Here is a 15094-nt window from a genome sequence, read left to right on the forward strand (position 1 = left end):
CATTAGCAGCTTGCAGTAGTAATTAAACTAAGTAAATAAGAGCGGACCTTCATTTACAGGGGCTCTTATTTTTGGGGCTGTCAAAGTCAACAATATAAGTAGGTTTTATTTATAGATGATTGTTATAATACGAATAGTGCAGGGGCGATTACAAGCCTAATACAGAGATAAAATCGGAGGTAGCAAAATGGGGAAAAGTGGAATGTTTAAAGATTTTAATTTTAAATTAGTGGTTATTGAAGCTTTATTAGATCAAGAGCCATTATTTCTAAAAGAATTAACCGATTTAAAAGATAAGTATACCAATAATTTTGAATGGTATTCTGGTGCTGGCCCAATTGTTGAAATCAAAGATTATTTAGAAGAGTTAACTCTGGAAAAGAGTGATTTGGAAAAGGTTGAATGCCTTTGCTTTGATGGAGGTAATGAAATTTATCATATCCTAAAGCCAGATTGGGATGGCGAAGACAGTTTGTTTGATGTATTATCTGTTGAAGGATTTCAGAACTTAACGAATTTAAAAACAGTGGACTATATTTCAATGTGTGATCCACAAGTATTAGAACCATTTAAGCAAGCTGGAATTGAGATTGAGGATTAATGAGAAGGATGTTATTGTGCTAAAGGAAGCAATCCGTCTTTATGAAGAATAACGTTTCCTCATTATTGCCATCTAGAAAAATCAATAAGCAATTCTCCTATACTCCGTTTACAAAAACAGAAAACCCAACCTTTAGAGCTCACAGGTTGGGTTTTCTATTTTTAGTTTGTATACGCCACATATGTTTAGTAAATATGGTACCTCTTTGCAATACAAACTAAAAAAACGTTATTGGCTTTGAATTTGAAGTTGAATTCTTGTAATTGAATTCTCTATTCCATCCGCCATTACCTCATCAATCACGTATTCCTCATATGCATACTCCCCTATTTTTAACCCTTTTTCTCTAACGAATTGAATAATTCGATCGTAAGCATGTTCCGTTTCGGCACCTTTTTGATACCCAACAACATATAGTCCCTGGGGACGTGTATGACAATGAATTTTTTCTATCTCTTCTGGGATTTTGATATACAAATGTTCGTAATTGTAAAACTCTTTTTTTTGGATTTGGTCTCTCGCAAGCATTGCTCCAATTGGATATCCTCGGTCTAATTTATGAAGTTGAGTATAATGAATGAGCTCCGGAATAACTGTAGTATATTTTTGTTCGGCTTCTTCTAAAATATTTTCACTAATCATAAAGGTTTCTTCATCTAAATATTGCAATGAAATAGAAGAAAAATCAGTTTTTAAAGCATGTTCTGCTAACTGTAAACGCGTTTGAATAATTGCTTGTAAATGATTAAGGCTCTTAATTTTTTCTTCAATTTCAAGAGATTTTTCCTTTAAAAGAGTAATCATATTTATTGGTTTTTTATCTTTTAAAAGAACTTTTATCTCTTTTAATGGAACACCAAATTCTTTAAATAAGGCAATCACTTGAAAGACTTCAAATTGTTCATACGAATAGTATCTATATCCATTCTCTTTTTTTATTTGAGGTGAAAGTAACCCTATCTCGTCATAATGAAATAGAGTTTGCTTTTTTACACGACAGAGATTCGCGAATTCACCAGTACTAAAGTACTTTTCCAACTCTTCACTCATAAAATCCTCCTTGACTATACGGTAACCATATACTTTATGATGTTCATTGTACTGGAAAGGGGATATAAACAGCAATGACGAGTCCTTTATTTCATTAAAGTAAGTGAAAAGGCAAATTGATGATGAATTTGAAGATAAAGCAATGAATAGAATTAAAGTTTGTCTAATTAGAGAAAAGAAAGAGTAGATAAGATGCAAATGATAAAAAAGAAAAAATCCTCCGTAGGTCAACTCCTTCAAGGTATATGGTCAAAAAACCGTAAAGGAATTAGCCTTACCTATATGCTCACTCTTGTTGAAAATGTTTGCGATCTTCTTTACGCTGCAACAATTGGTTTTGCAATCGATGGGTTGCTTAAAGGGAATCCTGCTAGCCTTATACCACTTGCTCTACTATGGATCCTTCACCTAGGGGTTGGCTTGTTCAGACACGTTTACGATACCAAAGTATTCGTTGGAATTTATTCTAATGTTGCTGCAGAAATGGTAGAGCGCCAGCGTGCTGATGGAGTAAAAGGAACTCGAATTGTAGGGCGTGTCTCATTGTCTCGAGAGGTAGTAGATTTCTTTCAGATGGAGCTGCCAGCAGTTGTAACAACGGTTATTCGATTTTTAGGCGCTATTATCATGTTATTTCTTTATGACCAGTTTATTGGGTTCTTAAGTTTATTGGCACTAATTCCAATACTAATCATAAACCATTGGTTCGGTCGACGTTCTTATCGTTTGAATCACGCACTTAACAACCGGATTGAAGAAGAGGCAGATATAGTCGTTCATCGTCCACTTACCATTGTTCAAAAACATTTTGCACGATTACGTTTGTGGCGTGTTGCTATTTCTAACGCTGAGGCTAAAACATGGGGGATGATGGAGATTGTCGTCATTCTCTTAACCCTAGCTACACTACTTAGACTTACAGGTGTTCAGGGTACTACGCCTGGTGCTATTTATGCAGTTCTAGCTTATATTTGGATGTTTCAAGAGGCAGTAGTTGGTCTTCCTGAAATTGTGCAAAATATTTCGCGTGTACTTGATATTGGTGAACGAGTTGCTGAAGACGTTAACAGCTAAAACCACAAAAGCTTAGCCAACCATTATTGTTATGTTATCCCTTAAATTATTGTTGTTGTCTTTTCAGAGAAATAAGCCCGTAAATATAGGTTAGGAGGATTTTTAATGAAAAAGATTGAAACTGATCGATTACTATTGAGAAACTTTTCTAAAGCAGACTCTCAAGCTCTTTTGGAATACTTGGCTAATCCAAGGGTAAACTGCTTTCTTGAAGACAAAGTTCACACAATAGAGGAAGCTGCTTTAAAAGCTCAAAAAAGAAAAAAAGATGACTCTTTTGTTGCAGTCTGCTTAAAAGGCAGTGATTATCTAATAGGAGAAATATTCTACTTAAAGGAAGATCCAGATACTTATTCCATTGGTTGGCACTTTAATGCTCAATATGAGGGGAAAGGGTACGCAAGCGAGAGTGTGAAGGAGTTCCTTAGGTATCTGTTTACTCAATTGGATGCAAGAAGAATCTATGCATACGTTGAGGAGGATAACTATAAATCACAAAAACTATGTGAAAAATTAGGAATGCGTAAAGAAGGACGTTTTGTTGAGTTTATTTCGTTTACTAAATACGAAGATGGAACACCTAAGTATGAAAATACTCTTCAGTATGCATTATTGAAAAAAGAGTGGATAAAAAATACTTCTTTTAATGAACCTGAGGAAAAAGTATCTCCTTGATTCATTTAGATAAACAGAATCAGTGTTAAATGCATTGATATTTAATAATCTAAGACATAGGCAATTCGTAGAAAAGCTATGTATTTGTCGTTATTTAATGTGAATATTAAAACCTTTATAATAAAAAACCCCAGATATTTTGATTATCTGGGGTTTTAAGGAGGGTAGACAAAAGCTGTTTTTAATCATTTTTTTTATCTATTTTTACGTATACAAAAATAAAAAAGAAAATTATTGTAATCCACCTTGTATATAATTATGAATCTATATTGAGCTCATTAACTGAAAAAAGTATTCGGACTTCTGAGTTTTATTTAAGCTATACCATGAATCTAATGTATTTGATGCAAATACATCTAATTTTTTTAATACGTCCCTCGCGAATTCTAGAGGTGCTACTCCTGAAGCAGTAATCATGTTATTATCGGATACTACAGGTCCAACCTCATACAACTTCTCCCCTTTATAATTAGGACAGACCATTTTTGTATATTCTAAGTTATTAAGCGTATGCTTTCTAGAATCTAAGTATCCACTATTTGCAAGGGCATCAGTAGCACCACAAATTGCAGCTACAATAGTACCAAGCTCTAAAACTTCCCCAACTTTTTTCAATATAGGTTGATGAATCTCCTCACTCCATGTATTTCCTCCCGGTAGAATTAAAAGATCTTTATCCAGAAGAGTGCACTCATCAAGAGAAATATCCGGCTGTATATTCAGCCCCCCCATTGTTTTAATAATTTCTTTATTAACTCCTACCGTCATTACTTTTAAAGGGGCTAAACCTTGCCTAAAATATCTTCCTGAATTTAGTTCAGAAATTAAATATCCATACTCCCAATCTGACATTGTATTGAATACATACATATAAACTTTTTTGGTTTGCATATTAAGCCTCCCGAACTGACGTTCTCTATATTATACCATTTTAAAGACATATATCTATAAAAATGTTAAAATATTCAGAAAAAATAAGGAGGTTGAGAATCATTTGAAAGAAAACAAAATAGACAAAGTCGTAACAGTAGGATTAAAAACTCCACATTGTGTATCAACTGTTACTCGAATGAGTGATAATTTAGGATTTGAAACGTATCTCGTATCAGATGCCACAGCTGCATTTGCAGTAAAAGGAGCAGATCATGCATATTATCCAGCTGAACAAATACATACTGTGTCATTAGCAACTTTAGATAATGAGTTTGCCAAAATTTTAACAACTGAAGAATTGATCAAAAAGTTAAATTTGACTGAAGCAATACAATCATATTAATAAAAAAGGTATTGTACTAACAGAAATAACTCATTTTGATAAAAAATGGTTTTTCTATAATAAACAGCATAAAAAATTTTGAAAATCTTTTTAAAAATAGTTGAAATGCCCGGTACTAAGTATTACAATCTACATATACTAAGTATTACTTAATAGCTTAATTTTAAAAGTTATTAAGTAAAAATTGGTTTGGTACTAAGTAATACAGAATATAAGTCAGACGATATAGAGGAGGTTCTGAAGATCGAAAATTTAACTGAAATGCTGAAGGGTTCGCTGGAAGGCTGTGTGTTAGAAATTATCAGCCGCCATGAAACCTATGGCTATGAGATTACACGCCGCCTGAACGAGCTTGGATTTATCGAGGTCGTAGAAGGGACGGTCTACACTATTCTCGTACGATTAGAAAAGAAAAAACTTGTGAATATAGAAAAAAAACCATCGGATATGGGCCCACCCCGCAAATTTTACTCGCTTAATGAGGCGGGCTACAAGGAGCTTGAGTTGTTTTGGAAAAGGTGGGATTTTGTATCATCAAAAATCAACGTCTTGAAGTCAAACTAGCTTCATAGGATAGAACGCCGGATATTTTTAAAGCAGCTTATGAAGCTTTATAAAAAGGAGGAAAAATGACATGTTGGAAATATTCAAAAAAATGATTGGTGATAAAAAAGAGTATAAAATGATGATGGCACGGGTTGAAGCCTTGCCAGAAGACTATCAGTTTGTATTTAAAAAAATTCAAAACTACATGTGGAATTTCTCATCGGGCAACGGAATGGATATGCTACATATGCAGTATGAATTAATTGATTTATTCGAAGCAGGTGCTGCAGAAGGTAGACAGGTGCTCGAAATTACTGGAGACGATGTGGCTTCCTTTGCTGACGAATTAGTGGCAAATGCTAAAACTTATATGGTTAAGTATCGTGAAGATTTGAATCAGAGTATTAAGGAACGATTAGGAAAAAATAAATTTAATCAATAACATCGACTGAATAGCTAGTTGCTTTTGCTATTCAGTCATTTTTTAAACTCAGTACTAAGTGATACAGAATATCAGTCAGACTAAATAGTGAGATATCAAAAACCTAGCTCTACGAGATGCTCAGCTTAGTTATAGCATGACAGTTCTAGCAAGAAAGCTTGTGGAGCTTTTTAAAAGGAGGAAAAACGTATGAGAAATACAGCGATTTTTGTAAAAGAGTTAAAAAAGTCCTTTAAAGACAAAGAAGTTTTAAAAGGGGTGAATGTTGAGGTGCAGCGCGGTAAAATTTTTGCACTGCTGGGCTCAAATGGGGCAGGTAAGACGACGACAGTTAATATTCTTTCAACGCTGATGAAGGCTGATAGCGGCGAAGTGAGTATTTGCGGATTTGACGTCCAACGTCAACCGGCTGACGTCCGCCAAAACATCAGCCTAACGGGGCAGTTCGCAGCGTTAGACGGCATGCTTACTGGGAAGGAAAACCTGATAATGATCGCCAAATTGCGAGGGGTATCTAATCCTGATGAAGTAGCTGACAATCTTCTTGGAAGATTCAGCTTGACCGATGCAGCTAATCGCCGGGCGGATCAATATTCCGGTGGAATGAAGCGCCGACTTGATATAGCTATGAGTCTGATTGGGGGGCCAGCCGTTATTTTTCTCGACGAACCGACGACCGGACTTGATCCGGAAGCCCGGATTGAAGTCTGGAACACCATCAAAGAGCTTGCTGGCGGTGGTACAACCATCTTGCTCACGACTCAGTACCTAGAGGAAGCTGAACAACTGGCAGACCGTATAGCCATCCTACATGGCGGAAAAATCATCAAAACCGGTACCCTTACTGAACTTAAAGAGATGTTCCCCCAGCAAAAGTGGAATACATTGAGAAACAGCCAACATTGGAGGGAATCTTCCTCGCAATCATCGGTAAAAAGGAGGAAATGTAAATGAAAAACAATACAGGTGTATTACTAGGACGTTTGATGCGCACTATTATGCGCAGCCCGGATACGATTATTACGGTGGCGATTACGCCGATTATGATGATGCTACTGTTTGTCTACGTATTTGGTGGCGCTATAAATACAGGAACAGCCAATTACGTCAATTATTTATTACCGGGAATCCTGCTGATGGCTATCGCATCCGGCGTCGCTTACACTTCCGTGCGGCTATTTAATGATGTAAAAAGTGGACTGATGGCCCGTTTCATCACCATGCCCATTAAACGTTCTTCGGTATTATGGGCTCACGTGTTGACATCTTTTGTTTCCAATGCGCTTACTATCGTGATAGTTATCTTCGTCGCGCTTTTGATGGGTTTCCGTTCCAGTGCTGATATCCTAGATTGGTTCGCGGTAGCCGGGATACTTGGGCTGTTTACGCTAGCCCTGACATGGTTGGCCATTATTCCAGGACTGACAGCGAAATCTATGGAAGGAGCCACAGGCTACTCGTACCCACTAATCTTCCTACCTTTTATTAGTTCCGCCTTTGTTCCCACTGAAACGATGCCTAAAGCTGTTCGTGCATTCGCCGAAAACCAGCCCGTGACTTCAATCGTGAATACGATTCGTGCACTCTTGTATGAAGGATCTGTTGGCAATGATATTTGGAGTGCCCTTGCCTGGTGCCTAGGTATCATGGTCATTGCTTACTTCTTCGCTAGTAAAAAATTCAAACGCAAATTAGGGTGAATTTTATAGACTGAGCAAGCTACCCAAGGTATATGGAATCATCGGAATTTTAATGTAAAGTATTGATAGCATAAAACAGGGATTACTTCTAGTTGTCGTAATGTGAATTATCGGTAGAAATAAAGAAGACCTGGAACAAGGTCTTCTTTTATTCATCATCTTCCCATTCATTTTGTTGTTTTTTCTTAACCGGTACACATAGTTCATGGGTATAAGACCACATACAAAAATAATGCCTCCAAATATGTAATTTTAATATGCTGCAAATTTAAAAAGGTAAGCCTTTCATCAACTATCTTTTTCATTCAAAATAACTCCTTATCTATCCAAAATAATTCGTCCAATGTTTCTTCAATGACGTAGCAAATTTGCAAGCAAAGCTTTAACGACGGGTTATATTTGCCTTTTTCTATGAGGCTAACAGTCTGTCTTGTAATACCAACCTTATCTACAAGTTGCTGCTGAGTTAATCAGTTTCTGTCATAAGTATTTTTGTTTAATTTGTAAAAATATTTTGAATTAATGATCTGTCTATGATAGTATTTAAATCAGTAAATCATATATAAAATTCAAAATCACATATGTGATTTAGAGGGGATTTCTTCATGTCAGTAAAATCAGCAGAACGTGTATTAAGGGTATTTGAATTGATTGCTCAACATCCCGAGGGATTAACAGTAAAAGAGGTTAGTGACTTACTTTCGCTTCCGCAAAGCAGTACGTTTAATCTTGTGGGAACACTTCATAATGAAGGGTATTTGAATCAGGACTCATTAAAAAGGTATAAGCTAGGGCCAAAGCTAATTCAAATTGGAACAGCGGCTATGGAATCATTGGATATTTCTTCTGAGGGAAAACCGTATTTAAAGAAGCTGATGGAGGATGTTCAGGAAACTGTGTTTATGGCCTTGCTGTCAGATGGAGAATTGGTCTATGTTGTTAAGATTGATAATAACCGCTCTATTAGAACAACCGCTCAGCCTGGTAACCGAAAGCCGCTTTATTGTACAGGACTAGGAAAAACCTTTTTAGCTTTTCTTCCTAAAGATCAGCGAGAGCAGCTGCTTGAACATACGGAGCTGCTGCCTATTACGGACTATACAATTACAGATAAAAAAGTTCTTAATGACAATCTAGATTCTTTTGTTCAAATGGGCTATGCAATTGATGATGAAGAAAATGAAGAAGGGTTATTTTGCCTTGCTGCACCTGTATTTGGAGCAAAGGGAAGCATTCAAGCTGCTATTAGTGTAGCTGGTCCTAAGGAAAGAATGCTGAAGCATAAAGACTTTATTGTAGAAAGGCTGCTTCAAACAGCGACTAATATATCTTTTATTGCTGGATATGAAGAGGCGAAGAGATAAATGAAAAGAGGGGTAAAATGGATGTGATAAGCATGGGGGAAACAATGATTCTGTTTACCCCACACTCGAATGGAAAGATGCGATATGCTAAAGATTTTTCTTCGAAAATTGCTGGGGCAGAAAGCAACACGTTAATCGCCCTGTCAAAACTAGGTTATCAAACGGGATGGGTTAGCCGATTAGGAAAAGACGAGCTAGGAGAGCGGGTTCTTTCAAGTATTAAAGGAGAAGGAATAGATGTAAGACATGTAATATTTGATGATCATGCTCCTACAGGTCTTTTTTTAAAGCAAAAGACAAATGAAATGAACAGTAAAGTGTTTTATTACAGACAAGGGTCAGCAGCAAGCTTTATGAATCCGCATGATATGAATGAAGAGTACATCTCTTCTGCCAAATACTTATACGTGACAGGGATTACACCTGCGCTAAGCGATTCCTGCCACGAAGCTGTATTTCAAGCAATGAAAGCAGCTAAAAAAAATGGTGTAAAAATAGTGTTTGATCCAAATTTACGCAAGACGCTTTGGGATGAAGAAACTGCGCGTCAAACTCTCATTAAAATGGCTACATATGCAGATGTTATTTTACCAGGAGTGAATGAAGGTCAGTTTTTATTTGAGAAGGATAACCCTGAAGACATTGCATCAGCGTTTCATGAATTAGGTGCAGAGCTAGTTGTTATTAAGCTAGGTGAGGAAGGAGCTTATTATTCAACTAAAAATGAATCCGCTTACGTAGAAGGCTTTAAAGTTGCTAAAGTGATAGATCCAGTAGGAGCTGGTGATGGGTTCGCCGCTGGGGTACTATCGGGATTAATAGATAAATCCTCTTTAAAAGAAACAGTTAGAAGAGGGTGTGCTATAGGAGCTATGGTTGTAACCGTAGAGGGTGATATTGAAGGCTTGCCTGATAAGAAAGAGCTTTACGAATTTATGAATGCGATTACAAAAGAAGACGTTATACGATAAAAGAAAGGGGCTTACCCATGACGGATAGTTTATCACATTTATTAGAGCATAAAATCGTTGCGATTATTAGAGGAGCCAAACCGCAGGATGTAGTGAAAATTGCTTCTGCGCTTAATGACGGCGGTGTAAAAAATATCGAAATTACTCTAAATTCGCCGGACGCACTTTCAGCCATTAAAGAGGTTTCTACAGAGCTGGGTGATCAAGTGTTAGTAGGAGCAGGTACAGTGCTTGACCCTGAAACAGCACGTTCAGCTATTTTAGCAGGAGCAAAGTTTATCCTTTCTCCAACTGTTAACACGGAGACGATTAAACTAACAAAAAGATACGGTGCGGTTAGTATCCCTGGTGCTTTTTCACCTACTGAAATCCTAACGGCATTTGAAAATGGGGGAGATATTATCAAAGTATTTCCTGCTAGGCTGGGTGCTAGCTATATTAAAGATATTCGAGGGCCGCTTCCCCATATTCCACTTCTTCCAACAGGAGGAGTGAGCTTAGATAATATTCAAGAATTTGAAGAAGCAGGTGCTGTAGGGTTTGGGATTGGAAGTTCTTTAGTTGATACAAATCGTGAAATTACTCATGCATACCTGCAGGAGCTAAAACAAAAGGCTAAAGCATACGTAGCCGCAGTTAATGGTATAACGAAAGGGGAAAAAGTACATGAAAATTACTAATTATGAATTGTTTCAAGTGCCGCCACGCTGGTTATTTTTAAAAATAGAAACAGACGAAGGAATTGTTGGGTGGGGAGAACCTGTTATTGAAGGAAGAGCCTCTACCGTTAAAGCTGCAGTAGATGAGCTGATGGAGTATCTTATTGGCAAAGATCCACTAAATATTGAAGATCATTGGAACGTTATGTACCGAGGCGGCTTCTATCGAGGCGGACCTATTTTAATGAGCGCGATATCAGGAATTGATCAAGCATTGTGGGACATAAAAGGAAAATATTACGATGCTCCTGTACATCAACTGTTAGGCGGAAAAGCAAGAGAATCTATTAAAGTATATTCGTGGATTGGAGGAGACCGCCCTTCAGATGTAGGCGAAGCAGCAAGAGAAGTGGTTTCAAAAGGATTTACAGCGGTAAAAATGAATGGAACAGAAGAGCTTCAATACGTAGATTCATATGAAAAGATTGATCAAGTAGTAGAACGTATTGCTGCTGTCAGAGAAGCAGTGGGGCCTTATGTAGGAATAGGTATTGATTTTCACGGACGAGTACATAAGCCAATGGCAAAAATTTTAGCTAAAGAATTAGAGGTCTATCGTCCAATGTTTATCGAGGAGCCGGTTTTGCCCGAAAACAATGAGGCGCTAAGAGAAATTGCCAATCACGTATCCATTCCTATTGCCACAGGAGAAAGAATGTTTTCAAAATGGGAGTTTAAAAAGCTCTTAACGGACGGATACGTTGATATTATTCAGCCGGATTTATCACATGCAGGAGGAATTACAGAGTGTAAGAAAATTATTTCGATGGCTGAAGCCTTTGATGTAGCGGCTGCGCCTCATTGCCCGTTAGGACCAATTGCATTAGCGGCGTGTCTTCAAGTAGATGCAACGTGCCACAACGCATTTATTCAAGAGCAAAGCTTAGGCATTCACTACAACCAAGGCAGTGATTTACTAGATTATATTGTTGATAACCATGTATTTAAATATGAAGAAGGATTCGTAAAGATTCCTGATGGACCTGGCTTAGGTATTGAGATTAATGAAGACCATGTTAGAAAAATGGCTGATATCGGTCATAATTGGCGCAATCCAGTATGGCGTCATAAAGACGGTTCTGTAGCGGAATGGTAAAGGGGAAATCATTTTAGTACGGGAGATCTGATTGATAAATGACCGTTAGTCAGATCTTCTTTTTAAACTAGTTATATACAGGGGGATAAGGGAATGAAGGGGTATAGCGAAAAGCCGACTCGCGTTAGATTTCGTGTTTTAGCATTTATTTTCGTAAGCGTTGTCATCAACTATATGGATCGAAGTAATATTTCTGTAGCCGCCACAGCCATGTCCAAAGATTTAAAGCTATCATCAGTAGAACTGGGTCTCATATTTTCAGCCTTTGGATGGGCTTATGCTGCTTTACAAATACCAGGAGGGGTAATGGCTGACCGCTTTGGCGCTCGTGCTACGTATGCATTTAGTTTAATTACCTGGTCTATTGTTACGCTGCTGCAAGGATTTACTAAGGGATTTGTGAGTCTTTTTGGTCTGCGTCTAGCTACAGGAGCATTCGAAGCACCGGCTTTTCCGACCAATAATAAAGTAGTCACCAGCTGGTTCCCGAATCAGGAAAGAGCATCAGCTATTGCTTTTTATACTTCAGGACAGTTTGCAGGGCTAGCATTTTTAACACCTACATTGGTGACCATTCAGCACTTTTTAGGGTGGAGAGGTCTGTTTATTACTACAGGGGTTATTGGTATAGCATGGGGCATTATATGGTATATCTTTTATCGTGATCCTTCTCAGCATAGTAATGTAAATAAAGCAGAATTACAGCATATCGAAGAAGGTGGAGGCTTAGTTAAAGCTGCTGATACGAAAGGAGAAAGAGCAAAGTTCGAATGGGGAAATCTTAAAGAAGCCTTTTCTCACAGAAAGCTATGGGGCATCTACTTAGGACAGTTTGCCGTCAACTCTACTTTATGGTTCTTCCTTACCTGGTTTCCAACGTACCTTGTGGAATACAGAGGGTTAGATTTCTTAAAATCAGGATTCTTAGCATCAGCTCCATTTTTAGCAGCATTTGTAGGAGTATTATTATCTGGATTTGTATCTGACGCCTTAGTGAAAAAAGGAGTATCTTTAGGTATTGCAAGAAAAACACCGATTATCGTAGGTCTGCTTTTATCAACTTCAATTATCGGAGCCAATTATGTAAATAGCACATCTCTCATTATCATGTTTATGGCTATTGCGTTTTTTGGAAATGGTCTGGCTTCTATTACGTGGGTGTTTGTCTCGACGCTAGCACCTAAACATTTAGTGGGTCTGACAGGGGGAGTTTTTAACTTTATCGGAGGTTTAGCTTCTATCATCGTTCCAATTGTTATTGGTTTCTTAGCTAAAGGAGGAAACTTTGCTCCAGCGCTAGTATTCATAGCGGCATTGGCCCTTTTAGGAGCACTTTCGTACATCTTCCTTGTAGGAAAAGTGGAAAGAATTAAAGTGGTTAAAGATGAAAAATTAAATCGAGATATTGTTTAAGATTATTTATAATCTGATAGTTTTTATAGGAATCCTACATCTGGAATTATTTATGGCGGGATTAAAAGAGAATCCTTAAAAACCCTATTAAAGAAAGGGCATAAATTTTGAATGATGCATCTGATGTAAGAATTGAACTTTTTAGAGATGAAAAAAATTCTACTAGTAAATATGGAATTGTTCATTCAGAAAGAGAAACATTGGATAGAGACGATAAAGAACCTTTTTACTTTGCGAATTTCCCACTGTCTGAAAAAGCTAAGAAGCTAGAAGTAGTGATCACATGGAAAGAAAAAGGCAGCAATAGAAGCTATCAAGAGCGATTTACGTTTAGTCAAGATTAACAAATAAGCAAATCAAAGACCGTCCATAATTTTAGAAATTATGGACGGTCTTTTTTATAGATTGCTTCGTAAGTAACATATATGACGAATAGGGCTATAAAAGTAATGCCTATTTCTATAAACGATCCGCAAATTATCCCTTCAACGCATATTTGACCATTATAAAAAGATACGCCCATACTTAACACCTCTATATATACCGGTGTTAAAGTATATGTTTAAGTAGTCTTTTCTAGTTACCATAAAACCTCTTATAGGAAGTATTTATGATTTATTCTTCATCATCTTTAGACCGTTTTTTTATTAAAAAATAACCAAATGAAAAAGTTCCTAAAAAACATAAAAATATAACTGAACCAATTATTATACTATCAGCCAAGCTATTATCAGATGTTATCTTTGTTAGTAAGCCAAAAATAACTCCGACAGCTAAACAACATAGTACTAATAAGTAATAAGGCATTTTTCTAATTTGTTTCTCATTTTCATAGGAGTCAACAGAAATACTCAAGTTCAAATACCCTAATATAACGCTAGTAAGTATCAAGACTAGCCATATAGGATTGTTGGTAATATTATTGGATCCTTTCGTAATGCCGTCGTATATTACAATTCCCACAAGTGCCAAAGTTTGAAAAGCAAACGCAAAACGAATATTCTTTAAGTTTTTGATAACAAGTCTTTCGTCTGTTATTACTTTCATTTAAATCTCCTCCTGATCAATCCAAAAAATCTCATCTAAGGTTTTATTGACTGCATAACATATTTCTAAGCAAAGTTTTAATGTAGGATTATATTTTCCTTTTTCAATTAGACTAATGGTTTGACGAGTAACACCAACTTTTTCAGCTAATTGATGCTGAGTTAAATCAGCCTGTACACGAAATATTTTTACATTGTTTTTCAATATAAACCAATTCCTTCCTAATTCAAATGTAACATATATATTACATTATTCAATATATATGTTACATAAACCTCGAATTAAAGTTACATAATCCATATTCTAGAAAACAAATAAAGACAGCAGCCAATATAGAATTAGCTGCTGTCTTTATTTGTAGGTTTAGTTTTCATAAAAATCCCTGCTAATCCAATGAAAATAGCAGATACAAGTAATGCAGTTACTCCCTGCTTTAAAATAAAGCTAAAGACCATTACAGAAAGTAAGCTTAACAAAAACATTAATTTGACTAACATATTTCTCTTATTCATTTATAATCATCTCAATTCTGCGTACGGATAACATATAAAATTATTGTCGTTGCTCTCTTTGTCCAACAATCCAAGCTAAAACTAAAATAGAAGCTGTTACTACTGAAGCTGTAAACATAACTATATTCACCTCTTATTCCTTATAATTACATTTTAACACATTATAAAGAGAGAGAAATGAATGAATACGATATTCATTGCTAGTTTACATAAACACTCTTTCCGGAAAACACGAAAAAAGAGAACCCTTATGGGAGTAAGGGTTCTACAAGGGTCACTTTTATAGAATATTCAGCTTTTTATACATCCTTGATATGACGAATTTTTCCTTACAAGTAGTTGAAGAGATGATGCATAAAAAGCGCACCTTTTATTCATATGCAGCAACACGTTAAAAATATCCTTTAAATACATAAAATGGTAATATACTTATATTTCAATACTTCGGATACGTATGAACAAACCCTTATAAAAAAGCAACCTTGTTCATTGGCCACTCCATGCCGAGGTTGCTTTTTTATAACGTTATTCAAGTTCTAATCTTCACTCAAAGCTTTCGACCATCTCATTTTCTGATGCTCTTAACCACTTTTAAGGGTGAGTTAGAT

At 36.4% G+C, this 15094-nt stretch carries 17 protein-coding genes and 2 pseudogenes; 14 read left to right on the forward strand and 5 right to left on the reverse strand.

From position 1 onward, the window contains the following. The first annotated feature begins 187 nt into the window (after positions 1-187). On the forward strand, positions 188-601 hold the full coding sequence (locus ACRPLY_RS09885; protein ID WP_014458901.1) for a DUF6892 domain-containing protein: 414 nt from the start codon (positions 188-190) through the stop codon (positions 599-601). 228 nt (positions 602-829) lie between these two features. On the opposite strand, the gene ACRPLY_RS09890 is transcribed toward ACRPLY_RS09885, so the two are convergent. Then, complete coding sequence (locus ACRPLY_RS09890) at positions 830-1651, reverse strand: MerR family transcriptional regulator (protein ID WP_224980433.1); 822 nt, start codon at positions 1649-1651, stop codon at positions 830-832. 198 nt (positions 1652-1849) lie between these two features. Between ACRPLY_RS09890 and ACRPLY_RS09895 the strand changes: the two genes are divergently transcribed. Next, entirely contained in the window at positions 1850-2725 is an 876-nt protein-coding gene (locus tag ACRPLY_RS09895) for an ABC transporter six-transmembrane domain-containing protein (protein WP_258524460.1), read from the forward strand. Between the two features lie 105 nt (positions 2726-2830). Beyond that, a complete protein-coding gene (locus tag ACRPLY_RS09900; RefSeq protein ID WP_033580100.1) occupies positions 2831-3400 on the forward strand; it encodes a GNAT family N-acetyltransferase in 570 nt (189 codons plus the stop codon). Positions 3401-3664: 264 nt separating this feature from the next. Here the strand turns inward: ACRPLY_RS09900 and ACRPLY_RS09905 are convergent, their stop codons facing one another. Then, the gene (locus tag ACRPLY_RS09905; protein WP_165636262.1) at positions 3665-4291 is read right to left on the reverse strand and encodes a DJ-1/PfpI family protein; all 627 of its coding nucleotides are present in this window, start codon (positions 4289-4291) and stop codon (positions 3665-3667) included. Positions 4292-4361: 70 nt separating this feature from the next. Between ACRPLY_RS09905 and ACRPLY_RS09910 the strand changes: the two genes are divergently transcribed. From ACRPLY_RS09910 to ACRPLY_RS09930, 5 genes and pseudogenes are all read left to right on the forward strand, one after another. Further along, positions 4362-4676 carry an isochorismatase family protein gene (locus tag ACRPLY_RS09910; protein WP_165636536.1) on the forward strand — a complete coding sequence of 105 codons (315 nt, stop codon included), beginning with the start codon at positions 4362-4364 and terminating at the stop codon, positions 4674-4676. 243 nt (positions 4677-4919) lie between these two features. Continuing rightward, positions 4920-5240, forward strand: a complete 321-nt coding sequence (locus ACRPLY_RS09915) for a PadR family transcriptional regulator (protein WP_028414817.1) — start codon at positions 4920-4922, stop codon at positions 5238-5240. Positions 5241-5310: 70 nt separating this feature from the next. Next, positions 5311-5664 carry a DUF1048 domain-containing protein gene (locus ACRPLY_RS09920; protein ID WP_013058327.1) on the forward strand — a complete coding sequence of 118 codons (354 nt, stop codon included), beginning with the start codon at positions 5311-5313 and terminating at the stop codon, positions 5662-5664. Between the two features lie 189 nt (positions 5665-5853). Further along, positions 5854-6614 (forward strand): annotated as a pseudogene (locus tag ACRPLY_RS09925) (ABC transporter ATP-binding protein). Next, positions 6615-7364 (forward strand): ABC transporter permease, encoded by a 750-nt coding sequence (locus ACRPLY_RS09930; RefSeq protein ID WP_310877666.1) that lies wholly within the window; start codon positions 6615-6617, stop codon positions 7362-7364. Between the two features lie 305 nt (positions 7365-7669). On the opposite strand, the pseudogene ACRPLY_RS09935 reads toward ACRPLY_RS09930, so the two are convergent. After that, positions 7670-7834 (reverse strand): annotated as a pseudogene (locus ACRPLY_RS09935) (helix-turn-helix transcriptional regulator); the annotation flags it as partial. A 135-nt stretch (positions 7835-7969) separates the two neighbouring features. Here ACRPLY_RS09935 and ACRPLY_RS09940 point away from each other — a divergent pair. The 6 genes from ACRPLY_RS09940 to ACRPLY_RS09965 all read left to right on the forward strand — a co-directional run bounded on the left by ACRPLY_RS09940 (position 7970) and on the right by ACRPLY_RS09965 (position 13271). Next, the gene (locus tag ACRPLY_RS09940; RefSeq protein ID WP_224980436.1) at positions 7970-8728 is read left to right on the forward strand and encodes an IclR family transcriptional regulator; all 759 of its coding nucleotides are present in this window, start codon (positions 7970-7972) and stop codon (positions 8726-8728) included. Between the two features lie 17 nt (positions 8729-8745). Continuing rightward, positions 8746-9699 (forward strand): sugar kinase, encoded by a 954-nt coding sequence (locus ACRPLY_RS09945; RefSeq protein ID WP_432231799.1) that lies wholly within the window; start codon positions 8746-8748, stop codon positions 9697-9699. A 17-nt stretch (positions 9700-9716) separates the two neighbouring features. Next, positions 9717-10379 carry a bifunctional 4-hydroxy-2-oxoglutarate aldolase/2-dehydro-3-deoxy-phosphogluconate aldolase gene (locus ACRPLY_RS09950; protein WP_432231800.1) on the forward strand — a complete coding sequence of 221 codons (663 nt, stop codon included), beginning with the start codon at positions 9717-9719 and terminating at the stop codon, positions 10377-10379. Further along, complete coding sequence (dgoD, locus tag ACRPLY_RS09955; RefSeq protein ID WP_013058319.1) at positions 10366-11514, forward strand: galactonate dehydratase; 1149 nt, start codon at positions 10366-10368, stop codon at positions 11512-11514. The genes ACRPLY_RS09950 and dgoD overlap by 14 nt, the downstream gene beginning before the upstream one ends. 93 nt (positions 11515-11607) lie before the next feature. Then, complete coding sequence (locus ACRPLY_RS09960) at positions 11608-12927, forward strand: MFS transporter (RefSeq protein WP_432231801.1); 1320 nt, start codon at positions 11608-11610, stop codon at positions 12925-12927. Positions 12928-13034: 107 nt separating this feature from the next. Then, the gene (locus ACRPLY_RS09965; protein ID WP_432231802.1) at positions 13035-13271 is read left to right on the forward strand and encodes a hypothetical protein; all 237 of its coding nucleotides are present in this window, start codon (positions 13035-13037) and stop codon (positions 13269-13271) included. 271 nt (positions 13272-13542) lie between these two features. Here the strand turns inward: ACRPLY_RS09965 and ACRPLY_RS09970 are convergent, their stop codons facing one another. Further along, positions 13543-13974, reverse strand: a complete 432-nt coding sequence (locus ACRPLY_RS09970) for a branched-chain amino acid ABC transporter substrate-binding protein (RefSeq protein WP_432231803.1) — start codon at positions 13972-13974, stop codon at positions 13543-13545. Then, on the reverse strand, positions 13975-14178 hold the full coding sequence (locus tag ACRPLY_RS09975) for a helix-turn-helix transcriptional regulator (RefSeq protein WP_098315342.1): 204 nt from the start codon (positions 14176-14178) through the stop codon (positions 13975-13977). Between the last annotated feature and the right edge of the window lie 916 nt (positions 14179-15094).

The organism is Priestia sp. TGN 0903, from assembly GCF_050846855.1.
GTDB lineage: Bacteria > Bacillota > Bacilli > Bacillales > Bacillaceae_H > Priestia > Priestia zanthoxyli.